Origin of the sequence: Porphyromonas sp. oral taxon 275 (genome assembly GCF_018127745.1) — a bacterium.
Classification (GTDB): domain Bacteria; phylum Bacteroidota; class Bacteroidia; order Bacteroidales; family Porphyromonadaceae; genus Porphyromonas.
Genome location: NZ_CP072333.1, coordinates 1,360,862 through 1,374,262, shown reverse-complemented (window position 1 = coordinate 1,374,262; position 13,401 = coordinate 1,360,862). Strand labels below are relative to the sequence as shown.

The 13,401-nt window shown below is 63.5% G+C and carries 8 protein-coding genes; 1 reads left to right on the top strand and 7 read right to left on the bottom strand.

The annotated features are described in order from the left end of the window. Positions 1 to 3 precede the first annotated feature (3 nt). Positions 4 to 2,433, top strand: coding sequence for an aspartate kinase (locus tag J4862_RS05500; protein WP_211788127.1), 2,430 nt, complete (start codon positions 4 to 6; stop codon positions 2,431 to 2,433). Positions 2,434 to 3,161: 728 nt separating this feature from the next. On the opposite strand, the gene J4862_RS05495 is transcribed toward J4862_RS05500, so the two are convergent. The 7 genes from J4862_RS05495 to J4862_RS05465 all read right to left on the bottom strand — a co-directional run bounded on the left by J4862_RS05495 (position 3,162) and on the right by J4862_RS05465 (position 13,357). Further along, positions 3,162 to 3,746, bottom strand: coding sequence for a DUF3109 family protein (locus J4862_RS05495; RefSeq protein WP_211788126.1), 585 nt, complete (start codon positions 3,744 to 3,746; stop codon positions 3,162 to 3,164). Between the two features lie 15 nt (positions 3,747 to 3,761). Beyond that, on the bottom strand, positions 3,762 to 5,030 hold the full coding sequence (mraY, locus tag J4862_RS05490; RefSeq protein WP_211788125.1) for a phospho-N-acetylmuramoyl-pentapeptide-transferase: 1,269 nt from the start codon (positions 5,028 to 5,030) through the stop codon (positions 3,762 to 3,764). 32 nt (positions 5,031 to 5,062) lie between these two features. Continuing rightward, positions 5,063 to 6,529, bottom strand: coding sequence for a UDP-N-acetylmuramoyl-L-alanyl-D-glutamate--2,6-diaminopimelate ligase (locus J4862_RS05485; protein WP_211788124.1), 1,467 nt, complete (start codon positions 6,527 to 6,529; stop codon positions 5,063 to 5,065). An 83-nt stretch (positions 6,530 to 6,612) separates the two neighbouring features. Continuing rightward, on the bottom strand, positions 6,613 to 9,015 hold the full coding sequence (locus tag J4862_RS05480; RefSeq protein WP_211788123.1) for a penicillin-binding protein: 2,403 nt from the start codon (positions 9,013 to 9,015) through the stop codon (positions 6,613 to 6,615). Between the two features lie 21 nt (positions 9,016 to 9,036). Then, complete coding sequence (locus J4862_RS05475; protein ID WP_211788122.1) at positions 9,037 to 9,528, bottom strand: FtsL-like putative cell division protein; 492 nt, start codon at positions 9,526 to 9,528, stop codon at positions 9,037 to 9,039. A 16-nt stretch (positions 9,529 to 9,544) separates the two neighbouring features. After that, complete coding sequence (gene rsmH, locus J4862_RS05470; protein WP_211788121.1) at positions 9,545 to 10,465, bottom strand: 16S rRNA (cytosine(1402)-N(4))-methyltransferase RsmH; 921 nt, start codon at positions 10,463 to 10,465, stop codon at positions 9,545 to 9,547. Between the two features lie 540 nt (positions 10,466 to 11,005). Beyond that, positions 11,006 to 13,357 carry a transglycosylase domain-containing protein gene (locus tag J4862_RS05465; protein ID WP_211788120.1) on the bottom strand — a complete coding sequence of 784 codons (2,352 nt, stop codon included), beginning with the start codon at positions 13,355 to 13,357 and terminating at the stop codon, positions 11,006 to 11,008. Positions 13,358 to 13,401: the final 44 nt, after the last annotated feature.

The window sequence follows — 13,401 nt, the reverse complement described above, 5'->3', positions numbered from 1 at the left end:
CTTATGAAGGTATTGAAGTTCGGGGGTAAGTCCCTAGATAATGGTGCTGGTATAGCACGGGTCCAAGAGATCATCATCGACAGCTACCAGCGTGGAGAGCGGCCAGTGGTCGTGGTCTCGGCGCGCGGGGGCAGTACGGATGCGCTGCTGGCACTGATTGATCAGGCTGTACGCGGGGAGGACTTCGCCGCCTCGCTGGAGCGCTTCTGGGAGCACCAGGTGGCAGGCACGGCGCTGGCCTTCTACCCCGAGCGGCAGCGGCTCTCGCAGCTTCTGACGGGGATCGCCCTTGTCCGCGAGTGCAGTGCGCGCCTTCGGGACGAGCTTGTCAGCTACGGCGAACTGCTCTCGGTGCAGTACCTGGCGCACCTGCTGGGACGGCAGGGCTACGATACTCGGGCGATCGATGCGGGGGACTTCTTCGTCACGGATAGCCAGTACGGCGCTGCGGCGGTCGACCTAGAGTGCTCCCGTGGGCGCTGCGTCGAGCTTTTCGCTCGCCTGCCCGAGGCGGCTATCCCCATCGTCACGGGCTTCATCGCACGGGATGCTGCGGGGCTACGTACGACGCTGGGACGCAACGGCAGCAACTACAGCGCCGCCCTGCTGGCGAACTTCCTCGACGCCTCGCTGATGGAGAACTATACCCATGTCGATGGCATCTATACGGCCAATCCCGAGCTCGTCCCCGAGGCGCGCCGTATCGACGAGCTCTCCTATGGCGATGCTGCCGAGCTGGCACAGTTCGGCGCCGAGATCCTCCACACCAAGACCATAGAGCCGCTCGAGGCCAAGAATATCCCGCTGCGCGTGCTCAGCACCTTCTGCTACGGCAGCGGCTCGGGAGGGACGCTGGTGACCTCACAGCCACGCCGTGAGGTGGTGCGTGCCCTGGCCTCACAGTCGCACCGTGCCCTCATCCACTTCGAGGGGCGCAATATGCTGGGACACTCGGGGGTCGATGCGCGTATCTTCGGCGCGCTGCGTGACGCCGATGTCAGTGCGGGGCTGGTATCGCAGGGCTCTACGGAGCGCGGTACGGCCATCGTGGTGGCAGAGGGGGACGCGGATCGTGCAGTGGAGGCGCTGAAGACGGAGTTCCGCCAGGACCTCATCGAGGGGCGCACGACGCGCATCTATGCCGAGAAGGGGCTGGCGGTGGTGGCGATCATCGGGCTGAACCTCCTGGAGTTCGACCGCCCCTACCGCGCACTGGTACGCAACAGGGTGCTGCCCATCCTGCTGAGCAATACGGTGCCCGATAATACCCTCTGCCTCGTGGTGACGGAGCAGGAGCGGGCGAAGGCGCTCAAGGTCATCCACGGCGAGCTCTTCGAGCGCCCGAAGCGCGTGCACCTGGCGATCATCGGCCACGGCACCGTCGGCGGTGCGCTCATCGGGCAGCTCATCGAGCAGCGCGAGCAGCTCAGGGAGCAGAAGCACATTGACCTGAGGATCTTCGCTATCGCCGACTCGCGCCACCTGCTCCTCGATGCCGAGGGCATAGGCCTAGGCTGGGAGGAGCGCCTACGGGAGGCAGAGCAGGAGGGCCTTCTGGAGGAGCAGCTCGTAGACTACGGGCAGAGCCATGCGCTGGAGAACATGATCCTCGTGGACAACACCGCCTCCAGCTATATCGCCTCCCTCTACCCCTTCTTCGCTAGCTACGGCTTCGATATCGTCTCCTCCAACAAGCGCTCCAACATCGCCCCCTACGCCGACTACCTCTATCTCCGACAGACCCTGCAGCTGCATCGCCGCAGCTATCGCTACGAGACGAATGTCGGTGCGGGCCTTCCGCTGATCGACAACCTCAAGCTGCTGCACCTAGCGGGCGAGCAGATCACCCGTATCCACGGGCTCTTTTCGGGGAGCCTCAGCTATATCTTCAACCGCCTCGGGGAGGATCCCAGCCTCACGCTGCGGGCGGTTGTCGAGGAGTCGGCGCGCCTGGGGCTCACCGAGCCCGACCCGCGTGAGGACCTCAGTGGGGAGGATGTGGCACGCAAGGTGCTCATCCTCGTCCGAGAGCTGGATGTAGCGGCTGAGCTGGGGGATGTCGACTGGGTCAATCCCGTCCCCGAGGCCCTTGGGGAGCTGAGCCTAGAGGACTTCTGGCAGCGCTTCGAGGAGCTGGAGCAGGCTATCCAGGCCGAGCGCGCCGCCTGCGGCCCAGACGAAGTGCTGCGCTACGTCGGCGACATCGTCTGGGACGGCGTGCGTGGCGAGGCGCACCTCTCGGCAGGCCTGAGGCGTGTACGGCGTGACTCACCCCTCGGGAGGGTACGCGGGGCGGATAGCTGCTTCGAGATCTACACTGAGAGCTACGGCAGCCAGCCCATCGTCATTCAGGGCGCGGGCGCGGGGGCTGTGGTCACGGCGCGCGGCGTCTTCGGCGATGTCTTGAGGCTCGCCGAGGGCTACGAGAGCTAGCTGGCTATTCCCTTTTAGCTAGGTATTAAGGAAAGGGTAAGCCCCGCTAGGGATGCTCCTCGAGTGAGGAGTCTCTCTACGCGGGGCTTGCCCTTTATGGCTGCTGTCGTCGTCCTTCTTCGTCGCCACGATCATCTTGTGGATCGCCCCTGTAGGGCTTTATCCTTATTGCCCCTGACTACCCAGGGTTTGGTCGCCCTTGCAGGGCTGCGCACCCTGGGCTTTGAAAGGGGCGCCCCGTTGGGGCTTCTCCTATTTGCTGTGGCTGGTCGCAAGTAAGGCCAGCTAATTAGTCTGTCCTATCCCTTGCTAGTCCACCAAGGGATATGCTCCTATTCTTGCTTCAGATGATCGGGGCGACCGTAGCTCTCGCCCCAGCTTTAGGTGATCGAGGGGCGGTATCGGGCTCGGCGGGGTGCTGGTATAGGGGGAGGGCTGCTGAGGGATATCAGTCAGGGCGCTGAGGGACGGCAGTCGGCGGTGTGAGGGATATCAGTGGGCAGGCTGAGGGATAGCCCGTGTGGAGCTGGTGCTAGGAGCTTGCCGTGCGGCGGGCTTGCTTGGCCGATATTGCGGGGCTACTTGGCCGTCGCTTGTAGCGGGGGGGGCGGCTGAGCTTAGGAAAAGACAAGCCCCACTGGGAAAGGCTCCTCGCGAGAGGAGATTTCCCAGTGGGGCTTGATCTGTATGTGGTGCTTGGTCGCGTGCCGAGCGATCGCTGCCTGCGGCTAGTCGCCCATCTGCTCCTCCTTGATGAGGGCGGCGACCTCCTCGAGCTGCTGGTACCACTCGCGGCCGAAGGCACGGACCAGCGGCCCCTCGAGGAAGCGGTAGACGGGCAGGCCAAGGCTTTTGCCGCGCTTGAGCGCACACTTGCAGACCGACCACTTGTGGTAGTTGACGGCGGTGAAGTCGCGGTACTTGGTCAGGCGGATGGGGTAGAGCTGGCAGCTGATGGGCTTGATCCAGTCCGTCTTGCCCTCGTAGTAGACCTTCTCGAAGGCACACTGACAGTTGCCCTCAGCGTCGTAGGTGGTGAAGACGCAGTCCTTGCCGCCCACGATGGAGGTCACTTCGTCGCCGTCCTCATCGAGGTAGCTGACGCCCTGCGCCTCGATGACGTCCAGAGCCGCGGGCGAGAGGAGATGCTTGACCTCGGGCAGGTAGCGCTCCAGCTGCTCCCGTTCGCCTGCCTCCAGCGGAGCCCCACTGTCACCCTCGACGCAGCAGATGCCTTTGCACTTGGCATAGTCGCAGGCGAAGAGCACATCGAAGATGTCCTGGCTGACGATCTTATCCTCTATCTGATACATAGCGTGCTGGGAGGGCTAGCGGATCTTCATCGAGACGATGGTCAGCACGGCGAGGATGATGCCGATGAGCCAGAAGCGCATCGTCAGCTTCGCCTCGGGGACCTTCTGCACAGGACGCTTCCAGAGCGCCTCAGTCGCGGCACCGCCAGGCAGCTGGAAGTGGTGGTGCAGGGGCGCCATCTTGAACACACGCTGCCCCTTGCCGCGGGTCAGGCGGGTGAACTTGAAGTAGAAGCGCTGGATGAAGGAGGAGCCGAACTCCGCGATGAAGACCCCGCAGAGGATGAAGAGTAGCAGCTCCTTGCGGATGACGATGGCGAAGACGCCGATGATCCCCCCGAGGGCCAGGCTGCCCGTGTCGCCCATGAAGACCTGCGCAGGGTAGGAATTGTACCAGAGGAAGCCGAGGGTCGCCCCGACGAAGGTGGCGGCGAAGATCACCAGTTCCTCGGCGCCGGGGATGAACATCGTATTGAGGTAGCCCGCCATGTCGTGGTGGCTGGAGACGTAGGCCAGGATGCCGAGGACGAGCCCCACGATGGCGGAGCTGCCCGAGGCCAGGCCGTCGACGCCGTCGGTGAGGTTGACGCCGTTGGAGAGGAGCATCACCACGCCTACGGTCATGATGATGAAGATACCCACGCCGATGAGCTTGCGCGTGTCGCTATCGCCTAGGGGGATGAGCTCGGCATAGTCGAGGTTGTTGTTCTTGAAGCCTGGGATGGTCGTCTCGAGGCTCTTGGTGTCGGTGGTCTCGAAGCGGATCTCACGGGCATTACCCTCACGGACGACCTCGCTATTACGCTTGATGACGACGCTGGGGCTGAGGTAGAGCGTGACGCCGACGATGAGCCCTAGGAGCAGCTGCCCGAGGATCTTGTAGTGCTCCTTCAGGCCGTTCTTGTCCTTCTTGAAGACCTTGATATAGTCGTCAGCGAAGCCCAGCAGCCCCATCAGCAGCGTGGTGATGATCATCAGCTGGATGTAGATATTGTCCAGCCGTGCGAAGAGGAGCGTCGGGATGAGTATGGAGAGCAGGATGATGATACCGCCCATGGTGGGGGTGCCCTTCTTCTGCTGCTCGCCCTCGAGGCCGAGGTCACGTACCAGCTCACCGATCTGCTTGCGCTGGAGGTACTTGATCATACGCCCCCCCCAGATGGTGCTGATCAGGAGCGCGAGGATGACCGCTAGGCCTACGCGTACCGAGACGTAGCTCATCAGGCGTGCGATCGTCGAGCTGTAGCCCTGGCTCGTGAGGTAGGCAAAGAGGTGATAAATCATAGTCTAAATGCTTAGAGGAGTAGGTGTGTGGCTTATGCTTCGGTGGCGAACTGTGCCTGCAGGATCTCTCTGTCGTCGAAGTGATGACGCACGCCCGCGATCTCCTGATAGGTCTCATGCCCCTTGCCCGCGACGAGGAGCATATCCCCGGGCTCGGCGAGCATCGTGGCCGTACGTATGGCCTCGGCACGGTCGGCGATGACCAGCGTATGGGCCAGCTCGTCGGGACTGAGGCCTGCCTTCATGTCCGCGAGGATGGCTAGCGGGTCCTCACTGCGGGGGTTGTCCGAGGTGAGGATCAGGCGGTCGGAGTGCTGCGCCGCTACCTGCGCCATCTGGGGACGCTTCCCCTTGTCGCGGTCGCCGCCACAGCCGACGACGCAGAGGATGCGGGCGCCCTTAGGCCGCAGCTCCTCGATGGTCTCCAGCACATTCAGCAGGGCGTCGGGCGTGTGGGCGTAGTCGACGACGGCGATGTAGCCGCGGGGAGAGAGCAGCGTCTGGAAGCGCCCGTCGACAGCTGTGAGCTGGCTGAGGGCCACCAGTACCTCGCTGCGCTCTAGGCCCAGCAGGCGCGCCGCGGCGTAGACGGCTAGGACGTTGTAGACGTTGAATTCGCCGACCAGCTGGACGAGCAGCTCCTGCCCCTCGAGCTCGATGAGCGTGCCGTAGGGGTAGGACTCGAGGATGCGGGTGCGGTAGTCGGCTGCGGCGCGCAGGGCGTAGCTGTAGCGCGTGGCGACAGTATTCTGCAGCATCACGAAGCCGTTCTTGTCGTCGGCATTGCTGAGGGCGAAGGCACCCTTGGGCAGTCCGTCGAAGAAGCTCTTCTTGGCCTTGAGGTACTCCTCGACGCTACCGTGGTAGTCGAGGTGATCGCGAGTGAGGTTCGTGAAGATCCCGCCGCGGAAGGGGATCCCCGCTACGCGGCGCTGTGCCATAGCATGGGAGCTGACCTCCATGAAGACGTGCGTGCAGCCCGCGGCGAGCATACGCGCCAGGAGCGCCTGCAGCTGCGGTGCCGAGGGCGTGGTGTGGGTCGAGGGGACGGCCTCAGCGTCGACGTAGTTGCACACGGTGCTCAGTAGTCCCGCCTTGTAGCCAAGGCTGCGGAAGAGGCGCCAGAGGAGGGTGGCGATGGTCGTCTTGCCATTCGTCCCCGTGACGCCGATGACCTGGAGCTGCTCGGCAGGGTAGCCGTGCCAGGCTGCCGAGAGGAGGCCGAGGGACTCAGCGGCTGAGGCAACCTCTATATAGAGGACGCCTGGGAGCTGCTCGGCTGGGAGCTGCTGGACGACACAGACGCGGGCGCCTGCCTCCACCGCCTTGGGGATGAAGCTATTGCCATCGACGTGGACGCCCTGCAGGGCGACGAAGAGGCTGCCGGGGACGACGCTGCGGGAGTCGTCGGTGACGCTGGTGACCTCGAGCGTCTCGAGTTGCTCGGGGCTGGCGCTCGTGCGGTAGTCGAGGCGAGCCAGTAGCTGGGAGAGTATCATCTGATGCTTGGTCTGTCTAGTGAGAGGCCCTTGGGGGAGGGCAAGTGAGGGCGGCTGCTCGGAGGGCGAAGTGCGGCGCTAGGCTAGGCCTCGTAGCCGAGCTGGAGGACGATCTCGCTGCCTCGGGCCGCGGCTGTACCTGCTGGGATGCTTTGGCTCACGACGTTCCCCGCCCCGACGAGCTGCACGCGGTAGCCGCGGCTACGCAGGAGGTAGACGGCGTCCATAGCGCTCATGCCCCTGAGGTCAGGGATATCGTGCGTGTTCAGCGGCAGCGCTGAGATGTGGGCGGCCGAATCAATGCGGATGTAGGCGGGAGCCTTCGACCCGAGCTGCGGCGTGGGGAGTCCCATCTGCTCGAGGAGCTGCAGGAGGGACTCCGTGCGCCCTGCGGCGATATGGCGCGTATAGGCTAGCGGCGAGGCCGAGCGAGGGAGGGAGTCCAGCGGGCGGGGCTTCTCCAGCGCCACGAGGCTCTCGGCGATGCGGCGGATGATGGGGGCGGCCATCACCCCCCCGCCTGCGCTGTAGCGGGCTGATGGGGCACGGATCACGGCGATACAAGAGTAGCGCGGCGCCTCGGAGGGGAAGTAGGCGCAGAAGGATACCTGGTGGCGCACCTGCCCCAGCGAGTCGCGGTAGCCGTGCTTGCCCGAGAGCTGAGCCGTACCGCTCTTGCCGCTGATGGCGACGTAGGCCGAGCGAGCCTTCTTCCCCGTGCCCTCGGTGACCACACGGCGTAGCATCTCCTGGATCGCCTGCAGCGTCTCGGGCTTGCAGATCTGCTCCTTCAGGACCTTAGGCTCGATGTGCTGGGTGAGGCTGTCGCGGCGGCGTATCTCGGAGACGAAGTAGGGGCGCATATAGCGTCCGCCGTTGGCGATGGCGTTGAAGAAGGCCAGCGTATAGATCGGGGGGATCTGCGTCTCGTAGCCGTAGGACATCCACGCCAGCGTGGTGTTGTACCAGCGGTTGGGGTTGTCCGAGCGCTTGCGGATGGAGGCACGCTCCACGCCCTGTAGGTCGACCTCCTTCTGGAAGTTGAAGCCGAAGCCTAGTCTGCGGATCTTCTCGACGTACTCGTCGGGCTTGTCCTTATAGCCCTTGACGATGATCTTGGCGACCCCTACGTTGCTGGACTTGATGATGGTCTGCGCCACGGAGATACGTCCGTAGCCGCCCTTGCCAGCATTGTGGTCTCGCACGACGCGGCCCTCATGCGGCCAGAGGCCGTTGCCGACGTCTATGGTGTCATTGGGGCGGACGATCCCATCGTCCAGGGCCACCATCATGGAGGCTACCTTGAAGGTTGAGCCTGGCTCGGCCTTGTTGGTCATGGCCATATTGATGGACTCGCTGTAGGTGCCTGGGCTACGCTTGACCTGCTCGAGGTTGGAGATGGCGACGATCTTCCCCGTCTTGACCTCCATCAGTACGACGGTGCCGCTCTCGGCCTCCAGCTGCTGCAGCTGCTCGCGTAGGGAGTGCTCCACGATGCTCTGGATGTCCATGTCGAGGTTGGTGACGATGTCGGCGCCGTCGAGGGCGGGTTCGTCCACGATGCGGCGGTAGCTATTGCCGTAGTAGACGCGTCGTGCCGAGCCGATGCGGCCACGTAGGAGGTCGTCGTAGCGGAGCTCTAGCCCGCTCTTGCCCTTGGAGATATTGTTCTCTCCCGAGGGCTGCAGCTGGCCGATGGTGCGGTAGGCGAGTGAGCCGAAGGGGTAGATACGCTTGGTACGCTCGGTGCTGATGATCATCTTGGATAGGAGGCTGGGGACGCGCTTGTTCTTGATGATCTTCGGCGCGAAGGGGGAGGAGGCCATCAGGATCTGGTACTGCTGGTAGCTGACGTCCAGATTGATGACGGGTAGACCACGCTTGCGCTGCTCTAGCCCCTTGCGCCAGCGTGCTTTGAGCTGCTGACGGCTGAGACCATGTGCCTTGAGGTCGTAGATGCTGTCTATGAGTACCGCCAGGCGATCCAGCCCGTAGTCGAGCTCCTGCCGCGTGGCGTAGTACTTGGCGCGCTCGAGGGAGTCCTGGTGCGTCTTGCCTGTGGGGAGGGGGGCGTAGAGCACCTTGAGCGGCTCAGAGAGGAAGTCCAGGCCCAGGCGATATACGGGGGTCGTGACGGCCACGGGGCGCTCGTCGCTGGCGAGGATGGAGCCGCGCAGGGGGAGGTCCTGCACGCGCTTCTCACGCTGCACGCGCTCGGCAGCAGCTCGGTAGCGTGCCCCCTCGCTGGAGTAGGAGAAGCGGATCACGTAGATGATGATCGCGACGAAGAGCAGGGTGAAGCCTGCCATCACGAGGGGATAGAAGTCCCAGACGAGACGGCGCCCCTTGAGCGTCTCTACCTCGTAGCGGCAGAAGGGGGCGAGCAGGCGGGCAAGTAGCGGGCTGAGCCTAGCCCAGAGCCAGGCGCGCAGGTTGCGGAGTAGCTGGATGAGCTGCTGGAGGAAGATGAGGACTTTGGACCACATAGTGTACTGCGGGGAGGGGGGCTACTTCGCCTCGGGGCTGGGGACTGGGAACTGTCCCGAGTCAATGAGCTGATAGGGCGGCTTGGTGGCGGGTACGAGCGGCAGCTGGTAGTCCGTCACGCGCTGGGTGATGTTGTCGATGTGGGTGCTCTTGATGAGCTCGGAGGAGATGAAGAGCGAGCGGAAGCGTATATCCTTGAGCTGGCGCTCTAGGCGGTCGAGCTGCTGCGTCTGGCTGCTGAAGTGGTAGGTCCACAGGACGCAGGCGATACCGCAGATGAGGTAGAAGCCCGCCACCTGGAGCCAGTAGCGAGCCCGCGGATGTGCCAGTAGGTTGCCCTCGAGGGTCTCCCAGCCCGAGCTGGGGATCTCGCCGTCGGCCTCATCCTCCTCACCAGAGAGGCGATCGGCGGCTGCGTCAAGGGACTCCTCTAGGGAGGGCTCATGCTCCTGGAGGTAGGGGGCGCGCATCTGGTCGCGCTCGTCGCTGCTGGGCTGGTCGGTAGCGTTCATCGGGGATCGGGGGGACTTAGCGGATACGTTCGGCGATACGTAGCTTGGCGCTGCGGGAGCGGGGGTTGCGCTCCAGCTCCTCGGCGGAGGCTACGAGGGGCTTGCGGGTGACGAGGCGCCAGGCGCTGCGAGCGGTGCCGTAGATCTGTGCCTCGGCCGAGTCGTCCGTCCCCTTGAGGAAGTTCTTCACGATGCGATCCTCCAGCGAGTGGTAGGTCATCACGACGAGGCGACCGCCAGGGCGTAGCACGCAGAGCGAAGCCTCGAGGAGCTCCTCGAGGGCCTTGAGCTCGCCGTTGACCTCGATGCGCAGGGCCTGGAAGATGCACGCCAGCAGCTTCTTCTCTTGGTCGGGGCGCAGGGCAGGGCGTATGGCAGCGATGAGATCGCCGACCGTCTGCAGGGGGGCGACAGAGCGTGCCTTGACGATGAGCTTGGCTAGGCTGCGGCTCTGCTTGAGCTCGCCGTAGCGGTAGAGGACGTCGGCCAGCTGCTCCTCCTCGTAGCTATTCAGGAGGTCACGGGCGCTGAGGCCAGCTCTATTATTCATGCGCATATCCAGCAGGGGCGTCTCGTCCCTGAAGCTGAAGCCGCGCTCCATCGCATCGAAGTGATGCGAGGACACACCGAGATCCGCAAGGATAGCGTCCACCTGTCCCAGGCGGTCGTAGTAGTCCATGAAGCGGGCGAGGTGACGGAAGTTGCTGGCGATGAAGGTGAAACAAGGCTGCTGGGGAGCACGCGCCGCAGCGTCGGGGTCTTGGTCGAAGGAGTAGAGCATCCCTGCCCCCTGGAGCTCCTTCAGTATAGCCCGCGAGTGTCCTCCGCCTCCGAAGGTCACATCCACGTAGCAGCCCTCAGGCCTTAGCTGCATCCCCTCGAGACACTCCTGGAGCATCACGGGGACATGATAGTCTTCTGCGCGTACGATGTTCATAATAGCTACAATGTCTTACAAAGATACGAAAACTAGCAGGCTGCTGCCAGCCCACGCCGTGCAGAGACTGCGTGTCGCCCTCGCTCCTTCCTCCGCCTAGCTACTCGGTGGAGGGGCGAATAGGTAGGGGGCGCACTTGGAGGATAGGGTAAGGGGTGCTGAGGGATATCAGTCAGGCCGCTGAGGGGCATCCGTGGCGAGGCTGAGGGATATCGGTGAGGCCGCCGAGGGATATCCCTCAGCGTGCCCCGACAAGGCTGCTGCTGCGCTGTGCCTCTGCGGACTCCTTCGATGGGCGGCTCTGGGCGTGGCTTCTTGACTTTGCTTGCGCTGGCTTAGGGTAGAGCTAAGGGGGCGCGCCTTGAGCTTTGGATCAAGATCCGAGGAAGCTCTGTGCGCGGGCTCAAGGCGGGGCGTGCGCTTCCCTTACCTAGCCCCCCAATACGACAGCAGCCACCCCCTCGAGCTGAGGAAGTGGCTGCGGATGATGATGCCTCCAGAAGCCTAGGGAGGCCGAAGGCTAATACGCGGAGGCGGGGGCTACTCTATGGGAGGTATGTCGGAGCTCGTACCTTCGCCTTCGCCCTCGAAGACCTCGACGGCCTCAGCCTCCTGGGTGTTGCCCCCACAGGGGGAGAAGCCCTGCGGCATGCGGAAGGGGATGCCCGTCAGGTAGCCCAGCGACTTGTCGCTGTAGACCTTCTTGAGGAAGCGGCCGAAGATAGGCAGCGCAGCGGCGGCACCTTGACCGAAGTTCATCGAGTTGAAGCGCACACTACGCTCTTCACCGCCGATCCAGCAGCCTGCTACGAGGTCGGGCGTGAAGCCCACGAACCAAGCATCGCTGTTGTTCTGCGTCGTACCCGTCTTCCCCCCTAGGGGCATATCTAGGCCGAAGGCATAGCGTAGGCGGCTCGCCGTACCGCCCGCGACGACGCTCTGGAGCATGTAGAGCATCTTGCTCGCCGCGTCGAGGTCGAGGACCTCGGTCGTCTGTGGGGCGAAGGTGGCCACGATGTTGCCATTCATATCCTCGATCTGCGTGACCATCAGTGGATCGACGCGCACGCCGTCATTGACGAAGGTCGTATAGCCCGAGACCATCTCGCCGACGGTCGCCTCAGGCGTACCGAGGGACATGGCCATAGCCTCCTCGATGGGGCCACGCAGGCCGAAGCTCTCCAAGAGACGCTTGAACTCCTTGGTCGAGGTACGGCTCATCAGCTCGGCCGTCACCCAGTTGTCCGAGTTCTGCAGCCCCCACTGGATGGAGACCATCTCACCGACGCGGCGGTGGTTGGTATTGCGCGGCGTCCAGTACTGGCCGTTCTCGAGCTTGTAGCTCTTCTGTACGTGCAGCACTTGGTCGCAGGGTGAATAGCCGTTGGCCATGGTGAGGGAGTAGAGGTAGGGCTTGATGATCGAGCCCGTCTGGCGGCGTCCGTCCGAGATCATGTCGTACTGGAACTGCCCGAAGTTGATCCCCCCGACGTAGGCCAGCACGTGTCCGTTGTGCGGGTTCATCGCCATGAAGCCCGAGCGGAGGATGCCCTTCATGTAGCGGATGGAGTCGATGGGCGTCATCACCGTATCGCGTAGGCCATTCCACGACCATACCTGCATCTTGGTCTTGCGGCGGAACTGGGCGAGGATCGCCTCGTCCGACAGCCCGTCCTCCTTATTGAGCTTCCAGCGGTCGGACTGCTTCATGGCACGGCGCAGGATGTCGTCGCGCTGCTGCTGCGTCAGGCTCGTGCTGAAGGGATCGCCGCCACGCGCCAGGCGCTCACGCGTCAGTGCGGGCTGGAGATTGTCCGCTAGGTGCTCGCGCATAGCCTCCTCGGCATAGCGCTGCATCTCGGGGGAGATCGTCGTGTAGATCTTCAGCCCGTCGGTGTAGATATTGTAGGGGGAGCCGTCCTTCTTGCGGTTCTTGTTGCACCAGCCGAAGAGAGGATTCTTCTCCCACTGGATGCTATCGTCGCGGTAGCGGTCGTACTGCCAGGAGGCGTAGTCGCTGCGCTCGGGCTTGTCGGCCATCATGATCTTGCGCAGATGCTCGCGGAAGTAAGGTGCGATGCCCTGCTTGTGGTCGACGCGGTGGAAGGAGATCTGTATCGGCAGGCGGGAGAGGGAGTCCACCTCGGCGCTTGTCAAGTAGCCTGCCTTCTGCATCTGCTGGAAGACGGTATTGCGTCGCTCCAGCGGCAGAGGACTATTGGGGCGCAGGACGGGGTTGTAGATCGTGGGGTTCTTGCACATGCCCACGAGCACGGCAGCCTCCTGCACGTTGAGCTCACGGGGCGTCTTGCCGAAGTAGGTAAAGGCCGCGCTACGGATGCCCACAGCGTTGTAGAGGAAGTCGAACTGATTGAGGTACATCGCCAGGATCTCGCTCTTGGTGTAGTAGCGCTCGAGCTTGGCGGCGATGACCCACTCCACGGGCTTCTTCATCATACGGGTGAAGAAGTTGGAGCTCGGTGGGGAGTAGAGCATCTTGGCCAGCTGCTGGGAGATGGTGCTCCCACCGCCAGCGCTCTTCTGCTGCAGGATCCCGGTCTTGAAGATGGCGCGTGCCAGACTGCGGAAGTCTATGCCCGAGTGCTCCTCGAAGCGTACGTCCTCGGTGGCGATGAGCGCCTTGACGAGCTCGGGGGATAGGTCCTTGTAGTCGACGAGGGTACGGTTGGTGCCGCTGTGGGCGAAGGTGCCGATGACCTCGCCATTGGACGCCAAGATCTGCGAGGCGTACTTATCGATCGGGTTCTGCAGCTGCTCGATGGGCGGCAGGTAGCCTATCCAGCCCATCGAGATGGCGAAGATCCCGCCGAAGATCCCGAGCCAGGCCAGCCCGAAGGCTAGCCACAGCCCTGATTTTATCTTTTCCTTCATCTATATCCTATATATATAGTAGCTGCTGCGCTGGGCTGCGCCCG

Coding starts and splice junctions, on each gene's coding strand:
- J4862_RS05465 (WP_211788120.1), bottom strand. CDS start 13,357: ATGAAGGAAAAGATAAAATCAGGGCTGTGGCTAGCCTTCGGGCTGGCC.
- J4862_RS05485 (WP_211788124.1), bottom strand. CDS start 6,529: ATGATACTCTCCCAGCTACTGGCTCGCCTCGACTACCGCACGAGCGCC.
- J4862_RS05475 (WP_211788122.1), bottom strand. CDS start 9,528: ATGAACGCTACCGACCAGCCCAGCAGCGACGAGCGCGACCAGATGCGC.
- mraY (WP_211788125.1), bottom strand. CDS start 5,030: ATGATTTATCACCTCTTTGCCTACCTCACGAGCCAGGGCTACAGCTCG.
- J4862_RS05500 (WP_211788127.1), top strand. CDS start 4: ATGAAGGTATTGAAGTTCGGGGGTAAGTCCCTAGATAATGGTGCTGGT.
- J4862_RS05495 (WP_211788126.1), bottom strand. CDS start 3,746: ATGTATCAGATAGAGGATAAGATCGTCAGCCAGGACATCTTCGATGTG.
- J4862_RS05480 (WP_211788123.1), bottom strand. CDS start 9,015: ATGTGGTCCAAAGTCCTCATCTTCCTCCAGCAGCTCATCCAGCTACTC.
- rsmH (WP_211788121.1), bottom strand. CDS start 10,465: ATGAACATCGTACGCGCAGAAGACTATCATGTCCCCGTGATGCTCCAG.